Annotated in this window: 23 protein-coding genes; 7 read left to right on the forward strand and 16 right to left on the reverse strand. The window is 70.9% G+C overall.

Annotation, left to right across the window (positions count from 1 at the left end; translation table 11 throughout):
• Positions 1-111: 111 nt before the first annotated feature.
• Together B9Y95_RS20670 and B9Y95_RS11175 are read right to left on the reverse strand one after the other, a co-directional pair.
• Entirely contained in the window at positions 112-1,851 is a 1,740-nt protein-coding gene (locus B9Y95_RS20670) for a hypothetical protein (protein ID WP_085511941.1), read from the reverse strand.
• The gene (locus tag B9Y95_RS11175) at positions 1,848-2,516 is read right to left on the reverse strand and encodes an ABC transporter ATP-binding protein (RefSeq protein ID WP_123539674.1); all 669 of its coding nucleotides are present in this window, start codon (positions 2,514-2,516) and stop codon (positions 1,848-1,850) included. The genes B9Y95_RS20670 and B9Y95_RS11175 overlap by 4 nt, the downstream gene beginning before the upstream one ends.
• Positions 2,517-2,622: 106 nt before the next feature.
• Here B9Y95_RS11175 and B9Y95_RS11180 point away from each other — a divergent pair, with 106 nt between their 5' ends.
• On the forward strand, positions 2,623-4,881 hold the full coding sequence (locus B9Y95_RS11180; RefSeq protein ID WP_085512193.1) for a beta-glucosidase family protein: 2,259 nt from the start codon (positions 2,623-2,625) through the stop codon (positions 4,879-4,881).
• A gap of 10 nt (positions 4,882-4,891) precedes the next feature.
• On the opposite strand, the gene B9Y95_RS11185 is transcribed toward B9Y95_RS11180, so the two are convergent.
• The 6 genes from B9Y95_RS11185 to B9Y95_RS11210 all read right to left on the reverse strand — a co-directional run bounded on the left by B9Y95_RS11185 (position 4,892) and on the right by B9Y95_RS11210 (position 11,332).
• Positions 4,892-6,355 (reverse strand): MGDG synthase family glycosyltransferase, encoded by a 1,464-nt coding sequence (locus tag B9Y95_RS11185; protein ID WP_085511943.1) that lies wholly within the window; start codon positions 6,353-6,355, stop codon positions 4,892-4,894.
• A gap of 9 nt (positions 6,356-6,364) precedes the next feature.
• Complete coding sequence (locus tag B9Y95_RS11190; RefSeq protein WP_085512194.1) at positions 6,365-7,570, reverse strand: glycosyltransferase; 1,206 nt, start codon at positions 7,568-7,570, stop codon at positions 6,365-6,367.
• Positions 7,571-7,622: 52 nt separating this feature from the next.
• Complete coding sequence (locus B9Y95_RS11195; protein ID WP_085511944.1) at positions 7,623-8,192, reverse strand: DUF2017 family protein; 570 nt, start codon at positions 8,190-8,192, stop codon at positions 7,623-7,625.
• The gene (gene clpS / locus B9Y95_RS11200; RefSeq protein WP_085511945.1) at positions 8,189-8,473 is read right to left on the reverse strand and encodes an ATP-dependent Clp protease adapter ClpS; all 285 of its coding nucleotides are present in this window, start codon (positions 8,471-8,473) and stop codon (positions 8,189-8,191) included. The genes B9Y95_RS11195 and clpS overlap by 4 nt, the downstream gene beginning before the upstream one ends.
• Before the next feature lie 52 nt (positions 8,474-8,525).
• Complete coding sequence (locus tag B9Y95_RS11205) at positions 8,526-10,247, reverse strand: PAS domain-containing sensor histidine kinase (protein ID WP_159453387.1); 1,722 nt, start codon at positions 10,245-10,247, stop codon at positions 8,526-8,528.
• Between the two features lie 167 nt (positions 10,248-10,414).
• Complete coding sequence (locus B9Y95_RS11210; protein ID WP_085511947.1) at positions 10,415-11,332, reverse strand: DUF817 domain-containing protein; 918 nt, start codon at positions 11,330-11,332, stop codon at positions 10,415-10,417.
• Between the two features lie 91 nt (positions 11,333-11,423).
• Between B9Y95_RS11210 and B9Y95_RS11215 the strand changes: the two genes are divergently transcribed.
• Complete coding sequence (locus B9Y95_RS11215) at positions 11,424-12,896, forward strand: hypothetical protein (RefSeq protein WP_085511948.1); 1,473 nt, start codon at positions 11,424-11,426, stop codon at positions 12,894-12,896.
• Positions 12,897-12,986: 90 nt separating this feature from the next.
• Here the strand turns inward: B9Y95_RS11215 and B9Y95_RS11220 are convergent, their stop codons facing one another.
• The 7 genes from B9Y95_RS11220 to dnaK form a co-directional block, all read right to left on the reverse strand.
• On the reverse strand, positions 12,987-14,186 hold the full coding sequence (locus B9Y95_RS11220) for a class I SAM-dependent methyltransferase (RefSeq protein ID WP_085511949.1): 1,200 nt from the start codon (positions 14,184-14,186) through the stop codon (positions 12,987-12,989).
• Positions 14,187-14,228: 42 nt separating this feature from the next.
• A complete protein-coding gene (locus tag B9Y95_RS11225) occupies positions 14,229-14,621 on the reverse strand; it encodes a RidA family protein (RefSeq protein WP_085511950.1) in 393 nt (130 codons plus the stop codon).
• An 84-nt stretch (positions 14,622-14,705) separates the two neighbouring features.
• Complete coding sequence (locus B9Y95_RS11230; protein WP_143736452.1) at positions 14,706-15,350, reverse strand: hypothetical protein; 645 nt, start codon at positions 15,348-15,350, stop codon at positions 14,706-14,708.
• 90 nt (positions 15,351-15,440) lie between these two features.
• Positions 15,441-15,857, reverse strand: coding sequence for a heat shock protein transcriptional repressor HspR (locus B9Y95_RS11235; RefSeq protein WP_064297156.1), 417 nt, complete (start codon positions 15,855-15,857; stop codon positions 15,441-15,443).
• A 30-nt stretch (positions 15,858-15,887) separates the two neighbouring features.
• On the reverse strand, positions 15,888-16,889 hold the full coding sequence (locus B9Y95_RS11240; RefSeq protein WP_079704948.1) for a DnaJ C-terminal domain-containing protein: 1,002 nt from the start codon (positions 16,887-16,889) through the stop codon (positions 15,888-15,890).
• A gap of 2 nt (positions 16,890-16,891) precedes the next feature.
• Positions 16,892-17,566: a nucleotide exchange factor GrpE gene (locus B9Y95_RS11245; protein ID WP_085511952.1), complete on the reverse strand. Its 675-nt coding sequence runs from the start codon at positions 17,564-17,566 to the stop codon at positions 16,892-16,894.
• A gap of 2 nt (positions 17,567-17,568) precedes the next feature.
• Complete coding sequence (dnaK, locus tag B9Y95_RS11250; protein ID WP_085511953.1) at positions 17,569-19,431, reverse strand: molecular chaperone DnaK; 1,863 nt, start codon at positions 19,429-19,431, stop codon at positions 17,569-17,571.
• A gap of 283 nt (positions 19,432-19,714) precedes the next feature.
• Here dnaK and B9Y95_RS11255 point away from each other — a divergent pair, with 283 nt between their 5' ends.
• A complete protein-coding gene (locus B9Y95_RS11255) occupies positions 19,715-20,272 on the forward strand; it encodes a hypothetical protein (protein ID WP_085511954.1) in 558 nt (185 codons plus the stop codon).
• A 109-nt stretch (positions 20,273-20,381) separates the two neighbouring features.
• Here B9Y95_RS11255 and B9Y95_RS11260 read toward each other — a convergent pair whose 3' ends face one another.
• Positions 20,382-22,964, reverse strand: coding sequence for an ATP-dependent Clp protease ATP-binding subunit (locus B9Y95_RS11260; protein WP_085511955.1), 2,583 nt, complete (start codon positions 22,962-22,964; stop codon positions 20,382-20,384).
• Positions 22,965-23,124: 160 nt separating this feature from the next.
• Here B9Y95_RS11260 and B9Y95_RS11265 point away from each other — a divergent pair, with 160 nt between their 5' ends.
• From B9Y95_RS11265 to B9Y95_RS11280, 4 genes are all read left to right on the forward strand, one after another.
• A complete protein-coding gene (locus B9Y95_RS11265; protein ID WP_085511956.1) occupies positions 23,125-24,591 on the forward strand; it encodes an MFS transporter in 1,467 nt (488 codons plus the stop codon).
• 74 nt (positions 24,592-24,665) lie between these two features.
• The gene (locus B9Y95_RS11270; RefSeq protein ID WP_085511957.1) at positions 24,666-25,244 is read left to right on the forward strand and encodes a helix-turn-helix domain-containing protein; all 579 of its coding nucleotides are present in this window, start codon (positions 24,666-24,668) and stop codon (positions 25,242-25,244) included.
• 25 nt (positions 25,245-25,269) lie between these two features.
• Positions 25,270-26,367 carry a serine hydrolase domain-containing protein gene (locus tag B9Y95_RS11275; protein WP_085511958.1) on the forward strand — a complete coding sequence of 366 codons (1,098 nt, stop codon included), beginning with the start codon at positions 25,270-25,272 and terminating at the stop codon, positions 26,365-26,367.
• Entirely contained in the window at positions 26,364-26,774 is a 411-nt protein-coding gene (locus tag B9Y95_RS11280; protein WP_085511959.1) for a hypothetical protein, read from the forward strand. The genes B9Y95_RS11275 and B9Y95_RS11280 overlap by 4 nt, the downstream gene beginning before the upstream one ends.
• The last annotated feature ends 13 nt before the right edge of the window (positions 26,775-26,787 follow it).

Raw genomic sequence — 26,787 nt, forward strand, 5'->3', positions numbered from 1 at the left:
CCCACCAGCACCACAGCAGGAGATCCGCGCGAGAGCCGGACGGAATCACTTATTCCGTCCGGCTCTCGCGCTGTTCTCCTGTTCTCACGCCCTGCCGGGGCTCGCTCGGGCTCAGGCCGGCCGGGACAGCTTCCGCAACCGCGCGAACCCCAGCGCCGCGACGATCACGAGCACCACGACCAGCAGGACGACAGCCGCACCAGGCGCCACCGGCGCGAGCGCCGTCAGCCCACCGCCGACGAGGAGCGCCAGCAGGACGGCATCCGACTGCCAGACCAGGACGTTCAGCGAGGAGGCGTCGCCGAACGGCGTCGGGACGGGCATGAGCAGCAGGATCGGCAGTGGTCCCTTCGCGGCGTCGAACGTCCGGAGTACGACGCTCCACACCGCGAGCAGCAGCCACCACCCGAGCGGCTGGAGGAGCGCCATCCCGCCCGGTGCAGCGGAGGCGAGGACCCCGAGCAGGGCACCGATCCCACCGATCACGACCGCTGCGAGCAGCGGCGCGACGGCTCCTGCGAGTACGAGCGAGCGCGGGCTCCGGCCGTAGAGCGTCGGCGTCCCGGCGCTCTCGACCCCGTGCCGCACGGCGTCGCACCAGACGCCCACCGCGAGGTAGGCGAGGAACGCCGCGGGGACGGCGAGCATCCACCGCACACCGTCCGGGAGCCCGAAGGAGAGACCGACCGCCGCACCGGACGCCGCCAGGATCAGGGAACCGAGGGCGACCCGCCCGGGTATCCGCCGAGCTCCGACGATCGACCGCCGGAGGACGACGAGCCAGAACGGCCCGGTCATCCGCAGCGGGACACGGCGACCGCTCGTCGGGGAGGCTCGCAGCCCGCCGACGGCACCCGAGGCGTCACCGCTCTGCAGCATCATCCCGACCCGCTGCCAGCGCAGCGCCTGGTCGAGGAGAGGCCCGCTCCGGAGCCCGTCCAGGTGCCGCGGGACGAGCAGGAGGGAGACCGCCCCGAGCACGACGAGCGCGACCGCCGGCCACCAGGACACCGGCACACCCACCGACGCGAACCAGCCGCCACCACCCCAAGTGAAGAGCCCCGCCCAGTCCCCCGTCGCGAGTGCGCTGCCGAGCACCATGGCCTCGATGCCGCCAGCCACCGGCGCCCAGAGGAGCCCCAGCCACCCCCACGGCGAGACGAGCAGCATGCCGGGGACGAAGAGACCGAGCACTCCGCCCACGCCGGCGACGATGACGACGGCGGCCACCGTCCGTCGCGAACCGTGCTGACCGAGCAGCCACGCCACCGCGAGCAACAGGGAGAAGCCCACGGCACCGATCACGAACGCCACCACGGCGACGGGCACGGTCGGTCCGGCCATGCCGATCTCCGAGGCCGCGTCGGCGGTCACGCCGACCGAGACGGTCGCCCGCTCCCCCGGTACCAGGAGCCGCGACAGCCCGACCACCCCGGCCGCGAGGACCGAGAGCCCGACGAGCGCGAGCGCGGAGGCGACGAAAGGACGACGCAGTGTGAGCCGACGCGGCAGCGGCGAATCGGCGAGGAACTGCACCGCCGCAGGCCTCGGCACGACCGGCCCCCTCGTCCGACCACCGAGCACGACCACGATCGTCGTGATCGCCGCGATCAGCGCGACCACCCCGGGCCGGACGGCCACCACCACGCCCGCGGCGTCCGGCTCGATCAGTCCGAGGACCGCGAACCGCACGAGCGGAGCGCCGACGACGAGCGCGACGAGCAGCCCGGCGTACACGACGAACGCGACATCGGTGATCCGAGGACGCCCGTCGCGCGCGGCGAGCACAGCCCTGCCGGCGCGGAGGATCCGACGGTCGTCGCGCGAGATGCGCCCGGGGCCGGTGCTCACGGGGCTTCGACCGTGATCGCCTCGTCCGCGACCCGTTCGACGAGCCCGGCGTCGTGGCTCGCGAAGACGATCGCAGCACCGCGCTCCTTCGCGAGCAGGATGCGGTCGGCGACGAGGCCACGTCGCTCGGCGTCGAGGCGCTGCTCCGGTTCGTCGAGCACGAGGACGTCGAAGGGCCGGACGAACGCCGTCGCCAGGGCGAACAGTTGCGACTGACCCGAGGACAGCTCGGTGGAGAAGCGGCGCGCGAGCGTGTCGATGCGCAGGGCCGCGAGCAGCTCGTCGGCGGCGTCGTCCGCCGCCTGGCCGGTCACACCCCAGCTCGTCGAGATGTAGCGCAGGTGTTCGCGCAGCGTCAGGTCCGGCGCGTAGGCCGGGGTGCCGATGAGCGCAGACACGGAGCGACGAACCGTGCGGTCGCGGTCGTCGATGGTCCGGCCCTCGATCGTCGCCGTCCCGCTCGACGGGCGCAGCCGTCCGCTGAGGATGCGCAGCAGGGTCGTCTTGCCCGATCCGTTCCGGCCACGGACGGCGAGCGCCATCCCCCGCTCGACCCGGATGTCCGTCGGCGCCAGCAGGGTCTCCCCGTCGATCACCGCTCCGACGCCGTCCGCCTCGATCAGCGGCTGCATCGCGGCAACCGACTCCCCCTCGTGTCCCGACATCGTCCCATCCTCGCAGGCGTCCGCCGAGGTGTCCTCCACCGTGCGGCGGATCGCGCGGTCGGGCGTCGGGGCTCAGCACGCCGGTCGAGGGTGCAGAATGCAGAGCATGGGAATCGTCACCGGGCGCCGGAACGCGCGTCCGCCGAAGCAGCGCCGCGCAGGCGGACCACCCGAGGGCGACGCCTACGACGAGGTCGTGCAGGAGATCCGCGCCGGACGCCTCGACGCCGACGCAGGCGCCGAACGACTGATCGAGCGGCTGACCGACGCGGAGCTCCTCGGGCTGCTCGACGGCGACTCCCCACGCCGACTCCTCCCGTTGATCCCCGTACTGCTCCACCGGCGTCCGTTCGTGGCCGGAGCCGTCCCCCGGCTCGGGATCCCGGGGATCCGGTTCAGTGACGGTGCCCGCGGTGTCGTCATCGGCGAGTCCACCGCGTTCCCCGTGACGATGGCGCGGGCGGCCACCTGGGACCCGGTGCTCGAGGAGCAGGTGGGTGAGGCGATCGGCGCGGAGACGCGGATCCGCGGGGCGAACTACTCGGCGTCCGTCTGCGTGAACCTGCTCCGCCATCCCGCGTGGGGCCGCGCACAGGAGTGCTACGGCGAGGATCCGGTGCTGACGGGCCGGATGGGGTCGGCCATGACCCGCGGCGTCCGCGTCCACACGATGGCGTGCGTGAAGCACTTCGCGCTCAACTCCATGGAGGACGAGCGCTTCGAGGTCGACGTCTCGGTGGACGACCACGCGTTGCACGAGGTCTACCTGCCGCACTTCAAAGCCGTGATCGACGCGGGCGCGGACTCGGTCATGAGCGCCTACAACCGGGTGCGGGGCGAGTACATGGACGTCAACCGTCCGCTGCTCACGGACGTGCTGCGGGAGGAGTGGGGCTTCACGGGCTTCGTGACGAGCGACTGGGTCTTCGGGACCCATGCGGCGGTCGGTAGCCTGGAGGCCGGGATGGACGTGGAGATGCCGCTCCGCCTGCGACGGGCGCACGAGTTGCCCGCCGCCCTGCGGGCCGGCACCCTCCACCACGCCACCGTCCTGCGCTCGGCCCGACGCATCCTGCGGACGACCCTCCTGCACGCCGCGACCCGCACCGAACCGCAGCCCTCGGCGGACGTCGTCGCCGGCTCGGCCCACCGCGCGCTCGCCCGACACGTCGCCGAGGAGTCGATCGTGCTCCTCGCCAACCGGCCGGTCGACGACGGCGTACCGCTCCTCCCCCTATCGGCGACGACCCGTCGGATCGCGGTGGTCGGCCGTCTCGCGGATCGGGCGAACCTCGGCGACCACGGCTCGTCGCGCGTCCGTCCGCCGACCACCGTCTCGCCGCTGCAGGGGCTCCGTGAGGCACTCCCCGACACGCAGATCACGAGCACCCCGGCCGGGAACGTGCGGGCCGCGGTCGCTGCGGCGGCGGCAGCCGACACGGCCATCGTCGTCGTCGGCTTCGACCAGCACGACGAGGGCGAGTCGGTCGTCACCGGCGGCGTCGACGTCGGCGTCCTCGGAGCGGCCCTGGACTCGGGTCGACTCCGCAGCGCCATCACCGGCGTTGCACACCTGGCGTCGCGGTTCGTGCGTGGCGGCGATCGCACCTCGCTCCGCCTCCGGCCGTCGGACGAACGCCTCATCCTGGCCGTCGCCGCAGCCAACCCGCGCACGGTCGTCGTGCTCATCGGCGGGAGCGCGATCCTCACCGAAGCCTGGCGCGACCGTGTCCCGGCGCTCGTCCTCGCCTGGTACGGCGGGATGGAGGGCGGTCGGGCGCTCGCCGACGTCCTGACCGGTGTGGTCGAGCCCGGCGGACGACTGCCCTTCGTGATCCCGACCGATCCCGCACACCTGCCGCCGTTCGACCGTGAGGCGAAGGCCGTCGTGTACGACGACCGCTGGGGTCAGCGGCGGTTGGACGAGGAGGGCCACACGCCGGCCTTCCCGTTCGGCTTCGGCCTCGGGTACACGACGATCGACCACCGCCTGCTCGGGCACCGGTTCGACGACACCGGCGGGACCGCCGAGGTCCTCGTGACGAACACCGGTCGCCGCGAGGGGTCGACCGTCGTCCAGCTCTACGCCGCCGACACCGCACCCGAGCGACCGGTCGCCCAGCTCCTCGGGTTCCGGAAGGTGACCCTGCAGGCGGGTGAGGAACGCGTCGTCCGGGTCGTCCTCGATCCGACGCCGACGCTCGAGCGCGACCCGGTCACCCGCCGCTGGTCGGCCCGCGCCGGCGACTGGGCCCTGCAGGCCGCCCAGCACAGCCCGTCGACGTGGGCGTCCGCGGTCCCGCTGCGGACCGGTGACAGCGACCTCGACGACGACCCCGCCCGACTGCCGGACACAGCTGGCTGACCCGACCCGATCAGCTCGGGCCGGCCGACTCGAGGTCGGCGAGACCCTCGACGCGCACGGCGAGCTCCTCATCCCGTCCGAGGACGGCGCGGAGCAGTCGCTGCGTGTCACGCCGGACGGAGAGCACCGCGTCGTCGCGTCGCAGCAGGAGGGTGCCGTCCGGCCCGGTGTAGCGGTGCTGCAGGTCGTCCAGCTCACCGGCCCGGAGCAGCGCCACCGTGCTGGACGCCGCCGGGTCGACGAGACGCACGAGGGCCGACTCGCCCTCGAGCTCGCTCGCGACCACCCGTCGGGCACTCGCGTCGAAGATCGTCTTCTGCGCTGCCCGGGTCACGACGAACGGTCGCGCCGGACCGTCGAGCAGCCGGCCGACGACGTCGCGGGCCGCGTCGGGGCGACCGACCCGTCGGGCTGCGGCCTGCATCCGCGCCAGACGACCCGGTTCGCCGAGGATCCCGTCGATCTTCCACCCGATCGTCGTCGCGGTGTTGCACCGGACGGCGGCCCCCTGCTCCATGAGGTAGTCGCCGTTGCGGACCTCCTGCCCGGGGATGGGGTTCACGAGCACCATCGGCAGACCGGCGGCCATGCACTCCGACGCCGACAGGCCTCCGGGCTTGCCGATGAACAGGTCGGCTCGGCGCAGGAGCTGCGGCATCTCGTCGGTGAAGCCGAGCACGGTGTAGCGGTCGTCGCCGGGCGCGATGAGGTCCTCGACGCTCCGTCGCAGTGCCTCGTTCCGCCCGCACACGATCGTGGCGGTGAACGGCGACCGGAGGTGCAGCGTCTGTCGGACGACCGCGAGCGCGTAGTCGCCGCCGGACGCACCGGCCGAGATGAGCAGCATGGGCGGTGCTGCCGGGTCACGCTCGGCCGGGCCGCTCGGCTGGGCGGCGATGGGGATCCCCGAAGCCACGACGCGGTCGGGCGGGAGACCGAGGGCCGTCAGCTGGACCCGCCCCTCCTCCCGGGCGAGGAAGAGCGCGTGGAAGGCGCTCGTCAGCCACAGCCCCTGGAAGTCGTAGTCCGTGGTGACGACGGCGGTCCTGGCGTCGACGGCACCACGGAGGATGAGGGAGGCCAGCAACTGGGCCGGGAGGAAGTGGGTGCAGATGATCGCCGTGGGTTTGAAGCGTTTGATCGCACTGACCACCGGCATCGCGTTCGCCCGCGTCCAGGGGTCGAGCGGGCCGCGACGACGGAAGGGCGCGTCGCTCAGGTCGTAGCCCCACTCCACGAGCCAGGGCGTCTCCTCGACGAGCACGAAGTACCCCTTGCCGAGGACGTCGCGGTACAGGGAGGTGCTCGCCTGGAGGACGTCCAGGACCTCGACCTCGGCGACGTCGGGACGCCCGGCGCACGCCTGTTCCACCGCGGCGGCGGCGCTGTTGTGTCCGGACCCGACCCCTGCCGACAGGATCAGGACGCGTTCGCCGCCATCCGGTCCGGGGTGCTGCTTCGATGTCCTGCGCATGAGCCGATGCTAGCGCGCGGCCTCCGGCGCCAGGGCTGCCTCGTACAGGGCGATGAGGCGGGTGGTCTGCGTCGACTGGCGCAGGGTGCGGGCGAGGCCCGGTGCGACGACGGGCGCCGTACCCGCCTCGATGTCGGCGACGGCGCGGCGGATCGCTTCGGCGAGCGCCTCGACCCCGCCGTCCGTCGGCTGCCACATCGAGTCGGCGGGGAGTTCCGCCGCGATGTTCGGGTCGCTGATGATCGACGGTGTGCCGAGTGCGGCCGCCTCGAACACGGTCATGCCCTGCGTCTCGAACCCGATCGACGTCTGCACGAGCGCGTCGGCGTCGGCGATCGCGCGCAGCGAGTCGGGGTAGGAGACACGTCCGGCGAAGACGACGTGGTCGGCGAGGTCGTGTTCGGCGACGAACGCCTGGGCCTTCGCGAGCAGGAGTCCGGCCCCGTACAGGCGGAACACCGCGTCGACGTCCGCGAGCCGGACCGCCTCGAGGAACTCCATGAGCCGCTTCTCCTGGCTGAAGCGGCCGATCCACACGAACGACGGCAGCCGGTGCGGCACGTGGAGCGTGGTCGCGCGTTCGTCGAGGATCTCGTCGAGCACCGCGTCGTCGACGCCCGTCGACAGGACCTCGGCGTGGGCGGTCACGCCCTGCTCACGGAGGACGCGCGCGAAGTGGTGCGACGGCGCGATGACGACGGACGCACGCTTGGCGAACTCCTGCAGGTAGGACCAGACGCCGGTCGGCAGGGTCGAGAGCCGCGGCCGGAGGACCCGGCGCTGCCACCAGGACAGGGCTCCGACGACGAGGCCCGGCGCCGGCATGGTCTGTTCGATGCCGACGTCCATGCGGTTGTGCATGGTGTGGAGGGCCGGGATCCCGTGCCGTTCGGCGTAGCGGTAGGCCGTGAGCGCCTGCCAGAAGTCGGCCTGCACGTGGACGACGTCGACCGGGGGCAGCTCGGCCAGGCGAGCGTCGAGCCAGCGGTCGGTGAGCCGGCCTGGCACGGTCATCGAGTACTCGCGGTCGAGCGTGATGGGGATCGAGGGGGTGTCGAGGTAGTGCGGGTCGTCGTCGTGCTCCTGGTGCATCCGCGGCGAGCACACCGTGACGGTGTGCCCCGCGGCCTCCAGGAAGCGCCGTTGCAGCCGGATCGAGACCTGGGCCCCGCCGGACGACTCGGGGTGCTGGTCGCTGAAGACGAGGATGTGCATGGTCACCAAGGCTACCCGTGGCACCCGGGTCGCAGGTGTCCGGCGCCGCGACTCAGGCTTCGTCGAGGACGGCGACGATCGACTCCTGCAGGTACCCGAGCCAGGCGTAGATCGCCATCATGAGCTGCGGATCCTGCTCGTCGTCCGAGGTCGTCGGAGACGGGTCGAACGGCTCCGCGTCGTCCTCTTCGATGCCGAGTCGAGCCGCGATGGTGAGCCGGGTGTCGTTGAGGAACCGCAGCCAGGTCCAGGCCGTCTCGCCCTCGAGGGTCACTGCTGCACCGTCCTCGTGCCCGGCCGGGACGTCCATCGGCTGAGCCGCGTCGGACGCGTCGGTGGTGAGCGCCGCCAGGACGGTGCGCGCCGCGGTCACCTTGCCGCCGACGAGGTCGTCGGCGGTGAAGCGCCGGAACTCCGCGGCGGCCTCGGGGTCGTCGCGGTACCCCTCGGGCACCAGTCGCGCCATGGCGGGGTCGAGCTCCACGGCCGTCACCAGCCCGGCGCGCGTCGCGTCCTCGAGCATGTCGACGAGCTGGCTCGCCAACTGTTCGAGGATCGAGGTCTCCTGCTCGTCGAGGCGCAGCACGACGGGTCCGACGGGCGGACGGACGAAGGCACTCATGCGTCGGCCTTCGCGAGTGAGGCCCAGAGCCCGTACCCGTGCATGGCCTCGACGTGGCGTTCCATCTCCTCGCGGTTACCGGTGGCGACGACGGCGCGTCCCTCGTGGTGCACGGCGAGCATGAGTCGCTCCGCCTCCTCGTGCGTGTAGCCGAAGTAGCTGCGGAACACGAGGGAGACGTAGGACATGAGGTTCACCGGGTCGTTCCACACGATGGTGACCCACGGTTGCATGGTGAGGGTCGCCTGGTCGACGATCGGCTGGTCGAGGATCTGCGCCATCCTCCAAGCCTCCCACGATGCGTGCCGCAGCGCCTCCCTGACCGGGTCCGACTCAGGAAGCGGACGGTGCGCCGGCGCGCGGCTGGCGGAGCGGCAGCGTCACGGTGAAGGTGGAGCCGCGGCCCGGGCGGCTCGACACGGTGATCCAGCCATGATGCGCCTCGGTGATGGACTTCACGATCGACAGCCCGAGCCCGACACCGGGCCGCGCATCGTCGCGGACCTCCCTGGCTCGGAAGAAGCGGTCGAAGAGCTGCCGCTGGTCGTCCGGCGAGATGCCGATGCCGGTGTCCGCGACGTTGACGGTGCAGGTCGTCCCGTCCACCGCGACGGTCACGACGACGCGTCCACCCCGCGGCGTGTACTTCACCGCGTTCGACAGCAGGTTGTCGAGGACCTGGCGGAGCCGGGCACCGTCGCCCTCCAGTTCCACGTGCGGGGGGACCTCGGCTCGGACGACGACACCGGCCTCCGACGCCTGCGGGAGGATCGCGGCCGCGCTCGCCCGGGCGATGTCGGCGACGTCGGTGAGGGCGATCCGCACGCGCATCTCGGCGTCGCCCGCTGCGAGCAGGTCACCGATGATCGCGTACAGCTGCTCCGCGTTGCGTTGGATCGTCGAGACCTCGCGCTCCAGCCCGAGCTGCCGCAGGTCGTGTCCTTCGGTGAGGAGGTCGAGGTAGCCGATGATCGACGTCAACGGGGTGCGGAGCTCGTGCGACACGTCGATGAGGAACGCTTCTCGCAGCGCCAACGCATTGGCGAGGTCGGTGACGTCGTGCCCGACGGTGATGGTGCCGACGAAGGTCCCGTCGTCGGTGTGCACCTGTCGCGCGTTCCCGATGATGGCGCGCTGGTCGCCCGGCTCCCCCACCCAGTACAGATCGCCACGGAAGCTCTCTCCGCGCAACGCCCGGTTGATGACCTGCTCCTCGGGTGGCACCCGGGTCTTCCGGTCCGGTCCGTAGACGTGGACGCCGGCCCGGGTCTTGGGGTCGAACCCCGCCAGTCGGGCCTGCTCGTACGTGGCCTCGTTCCGGAGCGCCGCCGTGCCGTCCGGCCGGAAGAAGGCGACGGCGGCGTCGACGGATTCCGAGACCGTCGTCGCGATGGCCGCCGCCTCCGTCGCTGCGGCGAGCGCGATGCGCGCGCGCCCTTCATGGGCGCGGAGCTGACGCGCGGCCAGGTGCACGGTGACGGTCATGATGAGGACCAGGGCCGGCAGGATGCAGATCGCACCCCACCCGCCAGGCGTCGTCGGCCATGCTCCGGCGCGCGCCACCGGGATGAGGGAGACGAAGACCGCTCCGAACACCGGGACGGGCAGTGCCGAGACCCCGAACCCACCCGCGAGCCAGAGCACCGGGATCACGATCAGGAGACCCGACGTCGGCAGGTTCGGCAGGGTGTCGCGGAAGAACCCGACGGCGAGGATGTCGATGGTCGGAACGAGCACGAGCAGACCGCGGAGTGCACCGGACGGTGGCACGGCGAACAGGAGGGACGTGGCCGCGGCCGTCAAGGAGAGCCCGATGAGGAAGTCGGGCTCCAGCAGGGTCCACGTCGAGGTCAGGCCGATGTACAGCCCGAGCATCAGGATCGAGGCGATGAACGCGAACTGCGCACCGGCGAAGAGGTGGTTGGTCCGCGGCAGGGGTGTGGCTGCCGCGGCCGGGACGGAGATGCCGACGGCCGGTGATGCGGGCCGTGGAGCGGCGGCAGGTCGAGCCGGGGCGGGCCGAGCCTGGCCCGGCTGAACGGGACCCGGCCGCATGGGAGCTGGCCGAGCGCCGCCACGATCACGGAATCGTGGGTCCTGGGGCTGACGCTGGGCCATGGCTGCTCTCCGGAGGGGACGAGCGATCGCCGGGATCGGGTCGCTCACTCCCGAACCCTACCCGGTGCGCGGACCGCCTTCAGCAACTGTTGACAGCAGGCGGCTCAGGTCGGGAGGCGATCGGGCCGCTTCGGCGGGTACACCCAGGTGACCATCACCACCGAGATCATCATGAGGAGGAACCACGACACCAGCTTGGTGAGCGGGACGAGCTGCCAACCGTCCTCCTGATTCGGGTACAGCCAGGCGCCCGTGATCGTCCCGACGTTCTCGGCGATCCAGATGAAGCAGGCCACGAGCAGGAACGCCACCAGCACGGGCATACGGTGCGTCCGACGGAACACGCGGAAGTGCATCATCGTCCGTGTGAACACGACGAGGACGGACGCGAGCAGCACCCATCGCAGATCCACGATGAAGTGCTGGCTGAAGAAGTTCACGTAGATGCCGGCCGCGATGATCGTCGTGAGCCACACCCGTGGATAGCGGTCGAACCGGAGGTCGAAGAGCCGGTACACGCGGACCATGTACGACCCGACGGCCGCGTACATGAACCCGGTGTACAACGGCACGGCGCCGAGGTGCAGGACCCCGCCGCCGTCGTACTCCCACGACCCCACCCCGGTCTTGAACAGCTCCATGCCCGTCCCGACGACGTGGAAGAGGACGATCACCCAGAGCTCGCGGCCCGTCTCGAGCCTGGTGACGATCATGACCACCTGGATGACGATGGCAGCGACGACGAGCGCGTCGTTCCGGGCGAGCCAGACGTCGTCCGGGTACCAGAGGCGGGCGGCGACGATCACGGCGAGCATCGCTGCGCCGAAGATGCACGCCCACGCCTGTTTCGCCCCGAAGACGAGGAACTCGACGGCCTTCGCCCGCGCACCGCCGTCGGGGGCCTCGCGCAGGAGCCGGTTGGCCCGGTCGTCGATCCAGCGCTCGACCACGGTCAGTTCGTGCTGGTCCACCCGACGTGCGTCGCGACCCGCTCCATCTGCGGGGGTGGGCGGCTCGGACATCGGGCCAGCATACGGGCACACACCGCGCCGCACCTGGGACGTCGGGACCACCCCGACGCGGGCTGCGGCGTGCAGCTCCTAGGGTGGGTCCATGCCGCAGAACCGCACGATCCGGACCGCTGCCACGGCGTTGTTCGCCGTGGCAGCCGTCCTCGGCCTCTCGGGCTGTGGCGACGTGAACGCCGCTTCCGCCGCCGGGCGGGACTTCGAACAGCTCCTGGACGGCGTCCCGGAGGTGGCCGATGTCGACACGACCGGGAGCAACACCCTGCCGTGGAGCGGAACGGCATCGGCGTCGGTGCTCATGGACGACGACGTCACCGACGATCGACTGAGCGGGATCGTGGACCGCATCGGCGGATTCCTGAACGAGCAGGCGAAGCGGAGCGGCGGAGCGACGTGGGAGGGCGTCGACCTCACCGTCCGTGGGTTCACCCTGTCCGTCCTCGACCGACGAGCCGACAACGCGACCCAGCTGGAGCTGCTCGCCTCGCTCGAGGACGAGGGCGTGCCGGGAGGCGAACTGCAGCTCTCCGCCGCCGGAACCGACGGTACACGTGCGTCCTCGCTCACCCTCGTGGCGCGTCCCGGTGAGGACTTCCTCGCCGCCTACGACCTGGCCAGGGCGACCGCCGACGCGACGCCCGCCTACGCCGCCGCGGTCGTCACCGGCCGCAGCGACGACGGCGTCGACCCGGCCGAACCCGACGAGGACGACACCGACGATGCGGCCCCCGGCGTCCCGAACTGGGACGGGACCGCGCGGTTCTCCATCTCCTCAGGCGTCGACGACGATGCGACGGTCAGCGGCGATCCCGGCACGACCCGCGCCGCCTACCTGGCCGTCGCCGAGCAGTTCGAGGTCATCGGCGCCACGCTGACCCCGGCCACGATCGACCTCCGCATCGCGAGCGTCGACGACGTGGCCGCCGCGACCGCGGTGGCGACGAGTGCGGTTCCGGCGGACGTCGCAGTGGAGGTCCAGGGCGGCATCGTCACCTGGGATGACGGCGTCCAGTCGGCGGACATGCTGCCGGTCGCCCAGGCGCTCGGCGCGGTGCCCGGCGTGACCGCGATCGCGGCGTCGAGTGACCGCCTCGGGATCACCGTGTCGGATCCGATGGCGGGGCGAGTCGCTCTCGACGCGCTCGACGCACTGCCGGCGGCGTCGATCGTCGAATCGCTCCGGATCGGTGGACACGTCGCGAACGGCGACCCTGGCACGTTCTCGGTGAGCGGCTCTCGCGCGGAGGCCGCATCGCTGCTCACCCTGGTCGAGCAGCTGGCCGCATCGGGCTCGCTGGCCTCGTTCGAGGGCAGCGCCGGCCGCCTGCAGGTGGACGTCCGCCCGGCGGACGACGCGACACTCGGGGCGGCGATCGGGCTCGTCAAGGCCGGCATCGCGCCGGGGACCTGGACGAGGATCGGCGTCGACGGCGAACGGGGGACGTGGTGGTTCGACGCGATCGACACGATCACGATCGACGCCTCCGAGTACGCCGACGAGTCCCCGGAGGAGACCGCGCTCCGCGAGCGCATCGAGCGCCTCTGGAACGCCGCCTGACGTCCACAACTCCTGCAACGCCTATCCGGACCGTCGGCGATGCGGGTGCTCGAGCGGCCGCTGCTCGCCGAGCGGTCCAAGCAGCAGGAGTTACGGACGCGGCTCGCCGACGGCCCGGGGGCGCGAGACCGTCACCGTGAACTTCTGGTTGCGTGCGAACTGCCTCGTCGGACCGACGAGCCGCTCGAGGGCAGCCCGATAGCCGAGGTGCGAGTTCCACACGACGGCGAGGGTGCCACCCGGCTGCAGGACACGCGCGGCCTCGGCGAACAGGTCGTGGGCGACGCCCGTGTGGACGGTGGTCCCGCTGTGGAAGGGCGGGTTCAGGACGATGAGGTCGGCTGACGCGTCCGGCTGCATCGACAGGCCGTCGTCGCGGAGCACCGTGATTCGCTCGGCCAGCCGGCGGTCGACGTCGTCGTTGGCGGCGATGGTCGCGGTGGTCGAGGCGACCGCGGCAGCGGACTGGTCGGTCGCGATGACCGCGAGCTCGGGCCGGGCGATGGCGAGCGACACCGCGAGGACGCCGGTACCGCATCCGAGGTCGATGGCGGTCCGGGCGTCGGGCGCGATGTCCGGCAGTGCCTCGAGCAGGAAGCGGGTGCCGATGTCGAGCTTCGTGCCGGCGAACGCCGCCCCGGCGGCGGCGATGGTCAGGCCGATGTCGGCGTGGTGCTCGGTGCGCAGCGCGGTCGAGGCCGTGGTGTCGGTTTCGTCACGCTCTCCCTCGACGGCGGCGGTCACCGGGTCGCTCGCGCGGAGTACCCGGGACTTCTGCCGGGCGAGGCTCGCGGTGACAGTCGAGAAGCTCCGACCGAGGACCTCGTTCATCGCGGGCGTGAGGTGCTTCACCCGGCCACCGGCCAGGAGACGGACGTCAGCGGCGCCCCAGCGGGCCACGGCGGCGGCGATCTCGTGCAGGGCTTCGAGGTGCTTCGGGAGTTGCAAGAGGACGAGTGATGCGCCCGTGAACAGCTCGTCGCCGAGCGGCAGGTTGCGGAAGCCACCGTCGACGCCGAGCCGTTCGGCGTTCGCGGCGAGTGCGCGTTCACCGACCGCCGCGTCCTGGTGCACCCGGACGTCGGTCGCCCCCAGGAGCGCGACGGCGCCGAGGGTCAGCGCCCCGTAGGCGTCGCCGACGACGACGATCTCGCCGGGCGTCGGCACTCGCCCGGCCAGGGCCACGGCCGCTTCGTCGAGCAGGAACCGATCGGTCGCGTCGACGGCGAAGAGGTTGGGTGCCTCGTGATCGGGGAACCGGCGCAGCGCGTCGAAGGAGAACTCGGGCATCCCCTCAGCGTACCGGCGGGCCGTCCGCGCGGGTTCTCGCGGTCAGGACGCGGGGACCGCCGCCACGGCGTCGATCTCGACGAGCGCTCCCGGGCGTGCCGGGGCGACCGAGACGACCGTCACCGCGGTCCGGCGACCACCCCAGACCGCCGCGGTCGCCGCGTAGCCGTCGGACGGATCGATCCCTGGCGCGAGGTAGATGGTGAGTTTCGCGACGTGCTCGGGCCCGGAACCGGCCTCGGCGAGCACCGTGAGGACGTTGCGGAGCGCCTGTTCCGTCTGCGGACCGAGGCCGTCGAGGAGCGCGCCCTCGGCGTCGACGCCGTTCTGCCCGCCGATGAACAGCGTCGGGCCGGCCGGGAGGATCATGCCCTGCGCGAAGGCGGGGCTCGTGTACATGGAGGGCGGATCGACGGCGATCGGCGGCGTGGACATGGCGGCTTCCCTTCCGGAGCGGCGACACAGCCTGGACCGGCTGATGCAGCGATTCTGCTCCCGGGGACCGACACCGTCCAGTGGTCAGCTGCGTCTGCGCGCGCGTCGAGCCGGCTTCTCCGCCTTCACGGCTCGGAGGACGGCCGGGAAGACGAGGACGCCGAGCCCGGCGGAGACGAACAGGTTGACGACCGTGGCGATGGCGACGCCCTGGCCGAAGGCGCGGACGGTCTCGAGGCCGCTGGCGTCCTCGGCGCGGACGGACGCGATCGCACCGAACACGATGACGAGGCTGATGACCGCGAAGATCAGTTGCAGCGGGACGGTGGCCCACATGCCCCAGTGCGTGACGGCTCCTGCGCGACGCACGCCGTGACGTCGCAGGATCCGCAGGCTGAGGGCGATGCCACCGAGGAAGGCGACGACCCCGAGCGCGACGTACCCCCACACCCAGGCACCCAACGGCGGTGTCAGGAAGAGCAGGATGAACCCGAACACGCGCGAGAAGCCGTCGACCCATTCGGCCTCGCCCGCACCGAGCAGGACGCCGACGAGGATCGGGGCGCCGATCACGACGAGCGTCAGCAGCGGAAGCACGCCGGCGATGACGCCGAAGTACATGAGCGGGTAGGCGGTCACCCCGGTCAGGCGGGCGCCGCGCCGCCTCCGGGCCGTCGCGGGTGCGGTCTGCGCCGGGTCCGGCTTCGTCACCACGGGCTGCGCGCTCATGCCCCAACCCTACGCGGCGTGCAGACAGACGAAAGCGCACTCGTGGTCGTCATCCACGCGGGATGACGACCACGAGTGCGCTTTCGTCGGCTACTCGGAGAGCGACGGCCGCCAGACGACGACCTCGGTCCGGCGGCGGGTGCGGGTACCGCTCCGCATCGGAACGACGCTCCCCTCCATGCCGGCGGCGAACACCCGGTTGCCCGGGGTACGCAGCAGGGCGTTGGCGAGCGCGTGCTCGAGCTCCCGAACCCGACCCTGGAGCGAGCTGACCTCGTTCTCCAGGGTCAGGATGCGGGAGATGCCCTCGAGGCTGACGCCCTCGGCACTGAGCCTGGACACCTCACGGAGCTGGGCGATGTCGCGCATCGAGTACCTGCGCGACTTCCCGGCGGTCCGCGTCGGCGACACGAGCCCGAGCCGGTCGTACTGTCGGAGGGTCTGTGGGTGCATGCCGGCGAGCTCGGCAGCCATCGCGATCGCGAAGACCGGCGAATGCTCGTCCATGCTCCCTGCCCTTCCGTGTGCTGCTGGCTACTAGCCCCGAGCCCTGGCGATGAGCTCGTCTCGGGGGTTGTCCTTCGGCTCCAGCTCGTGGAACCGTTCGAGTGCTTCCTTGGCCTCGCCGCCGAGATGCGCCGGGACGACGATCTGCACGACGGCCAGGAGGTCGCCGGTGCCCTTCGTCGTCGCGACACCACGGCCCTTGACGCGCAGGACGCGGCCGCTCGGCGTACCGGGGGCGACCCGCAGCTTGACGGGGTCGCCGCCGAGCGTCGGAACCTCGATCGTGGCACCGAGCGCGGCCTCCACGAAGGTGACCGGTACGGTGACGCGGAGGTTCAGGCCGTCGCGTTCGAACACGGGATGCTTGCGGACACTCACGGTGACCACGATATCGCCGGGTTCGCCGCCGTCCGGACTCGGCTGCCCCTTGCCGCGCAGGCGGATCTTCTGTCCATCCGACACACCCGCCGGGATCTTCACCTTGATGGTGCGTCCCTCGGAGGTCTGCAGGGAGATGGTGTCGCCCTGCGTGGCCGTGATGAAGTCGATCGTGGTGTGCGCGGTGATGTCGCGGCCCGGCGTGGGTCCGCCGTAGCCGCGGAAGCCGCCGGAGGTCTGGCCGAAGCCACCCTGGCCGAACATGCCGCCGAGGATGTCCTCGTACCCGGGAGGAGCCTGCTGGTAGCTGTAGCTCTGACGACCGCCACCACCACCGCCCCCACCGAACATCGTCCCGAAGACGTCCTCGAAGCCGCCCTGACCGCCGCCGGCACCCGGGGCGGTGAAGCGTGCTCCACCGCCCATGGCGCGAACGGCGTCGTACTCCTTGCGCTGCTCGGGGTCGCCCAGCACCGAGTGGGCCTCGCTGATCTCCTTGAACTTCGCCTCGGCCTTCGCATCACCCGGGTTGGAGTCCGGGTGGTACTGCCGGGCGAGCTTCCGGTAGACCTTCTTCAGTTCCGCCGGCGTCACATCCTTCTTGACGCCGAGGACCTTGTAGAAGTCCTTGTCGAACCAGTCCTGACTCGCCATGGCTAGCTCGCCGGGACCGCGACGACCACCTTCGCGGCGCGCAGCAGGGTGGAGCCCAGGTGGTACCCGGTCTCCACGACGTCGAGGACGGTCTCGCCCTCGGCGCCCGGCGTGGGCTGCTGGAAGATGGCCTCGTGCACGTTGGGGTCGAAGGTCTCGCCGACCGCTCCGAACGGCTTCAGCCCGAGCTTCTCGGCAGCACCGCGGAGCTTGGCCGCGATCTGCGTGAAGGGGGCGTCGCCCTCGAGGTCGCCGTGCTTGTCAGCGCGATCGAGGTCGTCGAGCACCGGGAGCAGGACCTTGGCGACCTCGCCGGTGGTGCGCTCGCGCTCCACCTCGCGGCCGGCCTCGGTGCGCTTCCGGTAGTTCGCGTACTCGGCCGTGACGCGCTGCAGGTCGCCGAGGCGTTCTGCAGCGAGCTGCTCGGCCGGGGAGAGGTCGCCGCCCTGCACGGGCTCCTCGGGAGCCGCGTTGAGGATGTCCTCGACGGTCAGCTCGTCGTCGGCGACCGGTGCGTCGGCGTCGGCGGATTCGGCAGGTGCGCCCGAGGGGGCCGACGCGTCGGCGTCAGCCCCCTCGGTGCCAGGCTGACGAACCTCGCCGGTCTCCGGGTCGATCCGTCGCTTGTCACGAATGATGGGATCGTCCTGGTTCTGGTTCTGGTTCTCGTCAGTCATGGTTACTTCTTGTCCTTGTCGTCTTCGTCCTCGACGACCTCGGCGTCGACGACGTCCTCATCGGAGGTCGCCTCCTCAGCCGGGGCCTCGGTTCCTGCGGCGGACTCGGAGGCCTGCGCCTGGGCGTAGATCGCCTCGCCGAGCTTGACCTGGCTCTCGTTGAGCTTGTCGAACGCGGTCTTCACCGCGTCCTCGTCCTCACCGGCGAGCGCGCTCTTCAGGGCGTCGACATCGGCCTGGACGTCGGTCTTGACGTCCTCGGGCAGCTTGTCGTCGTTCTCCTTGATGAGCTTGTCGATCGAGTAGGCGAGCTGCTCGGCGCTGTTGCGGACCTCGGCCTGCTCGCGGCGGGCCTTGTCGTCTGCAGCGTGCTCCTCGGCCTCGCGGACCATGCGCTCGATGTCCTCCTTGCCGAGGGACGAGCCACCGGTGATGGTCATCGACTGCTCCTTGCCGGTGCCCTTGTCCTTGGCGGACACGTGCACGATGCCGTTGGCGTCGATGTCGAAGGTGACCTCGACCTGCGGCACACCGCGCGGAGCCGGCGCGATGCCGGTCAGCTCGAAGGTGCCGAGGTTCTTGTTGTCGCGGGTGAACTCGCGCTCGCCCTGGAAGACCTGGATCGCGACGGACGGCTGGTTGTCGTCGGCCGTGGTGAAGGTCTCGCTCCGCTTCGTGGGGATCGCGGTGTTGCGCTCGATGAGCTTCGTCATGATGCCACCCTTGGTCTCGATACCGAGCGACAGGGGGGTGACGTCGATGAGCAGCACGTCCTTGCGCTCACCCTTCAGCACGCCGGCCTGGAGGGCTGCGCCGACGGCGACGACCTCGTCAGGGTTGACGCCCTTGTTGGGCTCCTGACCACCGGTGAGCTTCTTGACGAGCTCCGCGACGGCGGGCATGCGGGTCGATCCACCGACGAGCACGACGTGCGCGATGTCGGAGACCTTCACGCCGGCCTCGGCGATGACGTCGTTGAACGGCTTGCGGGTGCGCTCGAGGAGGTCGTTGGTGAGCTCCTCGAACTTCGCGCGGCTGAGCGTCTCGTCGAGGTTCGCCGGGCCGTTCTCCGTGAGGGAGAGGTACGGGAGCTGGATCGAGGTCGACATCGAGGAGCTGAGCTCCTTCTTCGCCTGCTCGGCGGCTTCCTTGAGGCGCTGCTTCGCGATCTTGTCGCCCGAGACGTCGACACCGGTCGAGTCCTTGAAGCGCTTGATCAGGTAATCGACGACGCGCTGGTCCCAGTCGTCTCCACCGAGGCGGTTGTCACCCGAGGTGGAACGGACCTGGATGGTGGAGAAGTCGTCGTCCTTGCCCACTTCGAGCAGCGAGACGTCGAAGGTACCGCCACCGAGGTCGAAGACGAGGATGAGCTCGTCCTCCTTGCCGCGGTCGAGGCCGTAGGCGAGGGCAGCGGCGGTCGGCTCGTTGATGATGCGGAGCACGTTGAGGCCTGCGACCTCACCGGCCTCCTTCGTGGCCTGACGCTCGGCGTCGTTGAAGTAAGCGGGGACGGTGATGACCGCGTCGGTCACGGTGTCGCCCAGGTACTGCTCGGCGTCGCGCTTCAGCTTCGCGAGGATGCGAGCGGACAGCTCCTGCGGCGTGTACTTCTTGCCGTCGACGTCGAACTTCCAGTCGGTGCCCATGTGGCGCTTGACGCTCGCGATGGTGCGGTCGACGTTGGTGACGGCCTGGCGCTTCGCGGTCTCGCCGACGAGCACCTCGCCGTCCTTGGTGAATGCGACGACGGAGGGGGTGGTGCGGAAGCCCTCGGCGTTGGCGATGACGGTGGGTTCTCCACCTTCGAGGACGGCGACCACCGAGTTGGTGGTACCGAGGTCGATGCCTACTGCACGTGCCATGTGTTGGTTCTCCTTGTGTTGACTGCCGGTTCGGAACTCGTCGACTCGGGCGGCATGCTGTGGGCGTCCGGCCGACTCGACGAGCTCGGCACCGAGCTGGTTGATGGGGTGATGCTGGTGCGACGTCGAGACTTGAGCCCCGATGACTCAATGCTACCGAGGCCCGGTTTCGACGTCAAGAAAGTTGAGTCCTCCTGGCTCAACTCCCAGCGGATGGCCAGTTTGCGCGTTCCCCGTGCTACCCCCGATCCGCCGAGCTCGGCGCGACTCCTAGGCTTGGAGGATGTCCCATCGCCTCTCCCCTCGTCTCCTGACCGCCCTCATGGCAACGATCGGAGCCCTCACCCTCGCCGGGTGCGGATCCGGAGCCCCGACGTCGAGCTCCACGACCGTGAGCACTCCGAGCGCCACCCCCACCTCGACGCCCTCCGCCGAGGCGACCGAGACGGCCACAGCTGCGACGTGCGACACGATCCTCACTGAGCAGGGATACGCGGACCTCGCGCAGACCCAGATGGAACCGCGGGCGTACCAGGTCACACGGACTGACCTGACGTTCCTCGTCGACGCCGGTGGTGTCGCGTGCACCTGGATGAAGCCGCAGACCGACATCTCGGCGACGGTCGCGCAGGCACCGTTCGACGAGACGGCCTGGGCTGCCAAGCAGGCCGAACTCGAGGCCGCCGGATTCGTCGCGAGCGACGAGTCCGGACTCCCGTTCCTCGTCGAGCCGACCGACCCGGGCGGCAACCTCTCCGGTGGCTTCGTGTGGCAGGACGGGCAACTCTTCTACGTGAGCGCGCCGAGCCTGCTGGATTCGGTGCAAGGACTTCAGGAGTAGGAACTCTCCGGCGCTCCGGTCACCGAGCCTGTCGAGGTGCCCGCGCACAGACGACGACAGGCCCAGGGCCGGAGGTCCGGTCCTGGGCCTGTCGCCGGGGGGGCTCTGCCTAGGCGGCTTCCGCCACCACCACGGAGCGCTCGGTGACGACGATCTTCCCGCCGACCGCGTCGACGTGCACGGTCGAGCCGTCGCCGACCCCGCCGCCCACGACGAGCTCGGCGATGCGGTCGTCGACCTCACGCTGGATGAGGCGACGCAGGGGGCGCGCGCCGTACTCCGGCTCGTAGCCGAGCTCCGCGAGGAGCGCGAGCGCTTCCGGCGTCGTCTCGAGGGACGCACCGCGTGCGGCCAACCGTTCGGTCGTGCGGCCGAGCATCAGTCCGACGATCTCCTGCAGCTGCTGCTGGTCGAGCTTGCGGAAGAGGACGATCTCATCGATGCGGTTGAGGAACTCCGGACGCATCGCCTCGCGCAGCTTGCCCATGACCCGGGCACGCAGCGCCTCCTCGGAGCCGAAGCCCGTGGGGTCGTCGGCGCCACCGGCCACGAAGCCCATCGCACCGGACCGAGAGGCCAGGAACTCGGAGCCGAGGTTCGAGGTCATGACGACGACCGTGTTGCGGAAGTTGATCGTCCGCCCCTGACCGTCGGTCAGGCGACCGTCGTCGAGGACCTGCAGGAGCAGGTTGAAGACGTCCGGGTGCGCCTTCTCGATCTCGTCGAACAGCACGATCGAGTACGGGTTGCGCCGCACGCGCTCAGTGAGCTGGCCCGCCTCGTCGAACCCGACGTACCCGGGAGGGGCACCGACGAGTCGCGACACCGTGTGGCGTTCGCCGAACTCGCTCATGTCGAAGCGGATCACCGAGCGCTCGTCAGCGAAGAGGGATCCGGCGAGCGCCTTCGCGAGCTCCGTCTTACCCACGCCGGTGGGACCGAGGAACAGGAAGCTGCCGACGGGTCGGTTCGCATCCCCCATGCCCGTGCGGTTGCGACGGACGGCCTTCGACACCGCGGTCACGGCGTCGTGCTGGCCGACGACGCGAGCGTGCAGTTCGGCCTCGAGGCCGGCGAGACGTTCCCGCTCACCCTCCGTGAGCCGACTGACCGGGATACCGGTGGCACGGGACACGACGCCGGCGATCTGGGCCTCGTCGACGACCGCGTCACGGTCGGTGCGGGCACCGGGTCCGTTGGAGGCGGCGTCGAGCTTCGCCTGCACGGCGGTGATCTCGTCGCGGATGCGCGAGGCCTCCTCGTAGTGCTCGGCCGACACGGCCGCGTTCTTCGACCCCTCGAGTGTCGCGAGCTCCTCGACGAGGGCACTCACGTCGACCGCGTTCCCGAGCCGCAACCGCAGCCGGGCTCCGGCCTGGTCGACGAGGTCGATGGCCTTGTCGGGCAGGACACGGTCGGGCAGGTAGCGGGCCGAGAGCTCGACGGCGGCGCGGAGGGCGTCGTCGGTGAAGCGGACGTCGTGGTGCTCCTCGTACGCCGGACGGAGACCGTCGAGGATGAGGACGGCATCCTCGATCGACGGCTCGCCGACACGCACGGGCTGGAAGCGGCGTTCGAGTGCCGGGTCCTTCTCGATCCCGCGGTACTCACGGAGCGTGGTCGCACCGATGAGGTGCAGCTCACCGCGCGCGAGACGCGGCTTGAGCATGTTCCCGGCGTCCATGCCGCCCTCGCCGGAACCTCCGGCGCCGACGACGGTGTGGACCTCGTCGATGAAGACGATCAGCTCGGAGCGGTTGGCTGCGATCTCGTCGAGCAGGCCGGTGAGGCGCTCCTCGAAGTCGCCGCGGTATCGGGTTCCGGCGACCATGGCCGGCAGGTCGAGCGAGACGACGCGCTTGCCGCGTAGCTGCTCCGGGACGCCGCCGTCGACGATCGCCTGGGCGAGCCCCTCGACGACCGCGGTCTTGCCGACGCCGGCCTCGCCGACGAGCACGGGGTTGTTCTTGGTGCGGCGGGAGAGGATCTCGATGGTCTGCTCGATCTCCTCGGAACGTCCGATGACGGGGTCGAGCGATCCACCTGCGGCGAGCGCCGTGAGGTCGGTGCCGAAGCGGTCGAGCATCGGGGTGTCCGAGTCGAGGTCGTCTGCATCGCGGTCGTCCTGATCGTCGGTGGCGACGCCGGGGTCGCCGACGGTCTGGCGCATGCCCTGGGTCAGCGCCTCCCCCGTGACGCCGGCGCGGGCGAGGACCTCACCGGCGGGCGAGTCCTGGTTGATGACGAGCGCGAAGAAGAGGTGCTCGGGGTCGACGTACGTCGATCCGGCGGCGCGGGCCACCTGGTAGGCGTGGAACAGCGCGCGCTGGGCCGACGGCGTGATGGCCGGGTCCTTGACGCTCGGCGAGGACGCCTGCGGCAGGCGCTGCTCGGCGGCCTTGGCGATGGCCTTCGGGTCGACGCCGAGGCGCGCGACGGCGTCCTTGGCGGGCTCCTCACTCACGATGACCCGCAGGATGTGCAGCGCGTCGAGCTCGTTCTGGCCGCGCTCGAGCGCGAACCGGCCGGCGCGCTGCAGGATCTCCTGCGTCCGAGCGGTGAGGAAGCGGCTGAGGTCGATGGTCCGCGCCGAACGCGCCCGCTCGCCCTCGAGGTATCGGGCGAGGAAGTCGTCGAACGACGACGATCCGCCGTCTGCTGCTGCGCCGCCCTGGGTGAAGTCTTCGGGCACGTGAACCTCCTGGATTCAAACTTGAGTGTCGTACGCTCAAGTCCAACGCGGGGTGCCCGAAGCTATTCCCGGCAACGATCCGCGTCCCAGCGAACCTTCAGCCATCGCGCTGCAGGACGCGCGCTACCGCCCGTTCACCACGCGGCACTAGCCTCAGTGCATGAGCACGACTCCCCCAGGTGGCACCGACGACACCGGCCGGACAGGCGGGCACGGCGACGAGGCCCCTCGTCTCGGATCCCGGCCCCGCAACTTCCCGCCACCACCGCTCGTCACGCCCGACGCCGCAGCGGCCACCGTCGACCTCGACACCTCGCAGGTCGCCGCTGTGAAAGCGCAAGCGGGTCGTAAGGGTCGCATCTTCGCGTGGAGCCTGTGGGACTGGGGTTCGGCGTCGTTCAACGCCGTCGTCACCACCTTCGTGTTCACCGTCTATCTGACCAGCGACTCCTTCGGCGAGGAGGCCGCCGTGTCGGCGTCGCTCGGGTGGGCGCTCGCCGCCGCCGGGCTGCTGATCGCGATCCTCGCGCCGGTCGTCGGCCAACGGTCGGACTCAGCCGGGCGACGGAAATTCTGGCTCGGCTTCAACACCTACGTCGTCGTCGCGATCACGGCGCTCCTCTTCTTCGTCGCCCCCGATCCGAACTTCCTCTGGCTTGGCCTCGTCCTCCTCGCGGTCGGCAACATCGTGTTCGAGTTCGCCGGCGTCAACTACAACGCGATGCTCGCCCAGGTGTCGACGCCCACCTCCATCGGCAAGGTCTCCGGTCTCGGCTGGGGCATGGGGTACATCGGCGGCATCGTGCTGCTGCTCATCGTGTACTTCGGCTTCATCTCCCCCGAAGTCGGACTCTTCGGCGTCACCGGCGAAGACGGCATGGACGTCCGCGTCGCGATGCTCGTCTCCGCGGCGTGGTTCGGGATCTTCGCCCTGCCCGTGCTGTTCGCGGTACCCGAGTACCACGCGCCACAGGCCGTCGCCCGGCCGCACGTCGGGTTCTTCGCCTCCTACGGCGTCCTCGCCAAGAGCATCGCGGAACTCTGGCGCGACAGCCGACAGACGCTCTACTTCCTGCTCGCGAGCGCCGTGTTCCGCGACGGGCTCGCCGGCGTCTTCACCTTCGGTGGCGTCCTGGCCGCGGGGACCTTCGGCTTCTCACCCGGCGAGGTGATCATCTTCGCGATCGCCGCCAACGTCGTCGCCGGGGTCGCGACGATCACGATCGGCCTGCTCGACGACAAGGTGGGGCCGAAACCCGTCATCGTCGCATCGCTCATCGGCCTCGTCATCGCGGGAAGCGCCGTGTTCCTCCTCCACGAGGGTGGCGCGACGATCTTCTGGATCTTCGGCCTCATGCTGTGCCTGTTCGTCGGCCCCGCCCAGTCGGCGAGCCGCTCGTTCCTGGCGCGCATCATCCCGGAGGGACGCGAAGGGGAGGTCTTCGGCCTCTACGCCACGACCGGCCGAGCCGTGTCATTCCTCGCGCCGACCGCCTTCGCACTGTTCGTCACGCTCGGCGGGGCGCAGTTCTGGGGGATCCTCGGGATCGTGCTCGTGCTGCTCATCGGCCTCGGACTACTGATCCCGGTGCACGCGAAGCAGGGGCGGCTCGCCTCACGGGTGTGACACGCGCCGCTACCGCTCCGGCCATCGGACTTTCCAGCTTGATTTCGTAATTACGATATTTGTACACTTGGGTCATGACGACCATCGACCCCGGCGATCACGAGGCGCGTCTCGCGCGCCTCGAAGCCGCCGTGTTCGCCCGACCGGCCGACGACGACACGACCACCGAGCGACCGGATGACGTTCCGTCCGCAGCCGCGGCGGGCGACGCCGACACCTTCTGGGCGCTCCGCGGGCTCCAACAACGCACGGCCGAGCTCGAGCATGGAGCGGTCCTCTTCACCGGATCGGTCGTCGCCGGCGGCGGACCCGTGCAGTGGCAGTACGCCAGAGCGACCGACGACCTCCTCGCGCTCGGCGACGACCCCGACGCCGCGGAATCAGCAGGCTCCGGTCCACTCGCGACCGCGGCATCGCGGCTCGCGGCCATCGGCTCCCCCGTCCGGCTGCAGCTGCTCCTGGCCGTCGCCAACGGCACCTCCGCACTCGCGGACCTCGGCGAACTCGACGGCATCGGGACGACCGGCCAGGTCTACCACCACGTCCGGGTCCTGACGGCCGCCGGCTGGCTGCAACCCGCCGGCCGCGGACGGGTCGCGGTCCCACCCATGCGACTCGTCCCGCTGCTCGTCGCCGTCGCCGCCATGGAATGACCACCGACCCCAGGAAGGACCCCGCATGACCGCCACACCACGCAGCACGTCCCGACCCAGACGGGTCTGGGTCATCGCCGCCGTCAGCACCGCTGTCGCCCTCGCGGTCGGGCTCGCCTTCCGGCCAGGGCCCTCGACGCTTCCCCCCGAGGCCACCGGCGACACCGAACTCGCGGCGACCGTCCGCGAGCTCGCAGGCCCCGACCGCAAGGCCCTGCTGGCCGTCGTCGTCACCCCGGACGGCACCCGCACCGCGACGATCGGTGCCCAGCCGGACACCCGGTTCGAGATCGGATCGGTGAGCAAGGCCTTCACGGGACTGTTGCTCGCCGACGCGATCGAGCGCGGCGAGGTCACCCCGGACACCAGGCTCGGTGAGCTCCTCGAACTGGACGACGCGCCCGCAGCGGACGTCACCCTCGAGCAGCTCGCCACCCACACCTCCGGCCTGCCCCGGCTGCCGATCGACCTCTCGACGATCCTCTCCTCGACGTGGTTCGCGCTCACGACGGCGAACCCGTACGGCGAAGACCTCGACCAGCTGCTCGAAGAGGCGCGGTCCGCGTCCCTCGACACCCCGAAGGGCACCTACTCCAACCTCGGCTTCGAACTCCTCGGTGCCGCCCTCGGATCGGCCGCCGGCACCAACTACGCCGACCTCCTCGAGGAGCGGATCACCGGTCCGATGGGGCTCGACTCGACCGCCCCCGTGAGCGATGCGGCCGACCTCGGCGACCGCGACCTCCTCGGCGAGACCGCCGGCGGACGGACCGCCGCCGCATGGACCGGCGCGGCGATCGGGCCCGCCGGTGGCATCCGCTCGGACACGGAGGATCTCGCCCGCTTCGCGGAACGACTGGCCGACGGCAGCGCGCCGGGCATCGAGGCACTCGCCCCACAGGCGGCGTTCGGCGATCGCGAGATCGGCTGGGCCTGGATCACCGATCGGAAGGCGATCGACGGTGAGGACCTCGTCTGGCACAACGGCGCCACGGGCGGGTTCGCGTCCTTCGTCGGCGTCGTCCCGGCGACCGGCACCACGGTGGTCCTCGTCTCAGCGACCCAGGAGTCGGTCGATGCGGCCGGCGTCGCCCTCCTCGAGCAGATCGGAGCAGCACGATGATCGAGATCCTGATCCCCGCCGTCGTCGCCCTCGTCGTCGCGTGGGTCCTCGCCCTCCAGGTCGTCCACGCGTGGAGTACGGGGCGCTGGACGGCGACCGAGCGCTACCGACTGGTCGTCGACGCGGTCGACAGCATCGCGATCCTGGCCCTCGTCCGCGCACTCGCCTCGCCCGTCGGCGTCTGGTCCTGGGCGTGGGTCCTCGCCGTCGCGATCGTCGGCTTCGGACTCGCCGGAGCAGCCCTGCGCTGGCACTCACTCCCCTGGCACGCACCCAAGCCGAAGCGCTCACTCGACGAGCATGGGGCGACGGTCGAGACCGTGGTCGAACCCCGCACCCGCGGTCGGCAGGTCCTGTCGGGGATCTACGCCGTCGTCGGTGCCGCGATCGTCGCGCTCTGCTGGTGAAGGCCGCAGACCA

The sequence above is a fragment of the Plantibacter flavus genome, assembly GCF_900177615.1.
In the GTDB taxonomy this organism is placed as follows: Bacteria; Actinomycetota; Actinomycetes; order Actinomycetales; family Microbacteriaceae; genus Plantibacter; species Plantibacter flavus.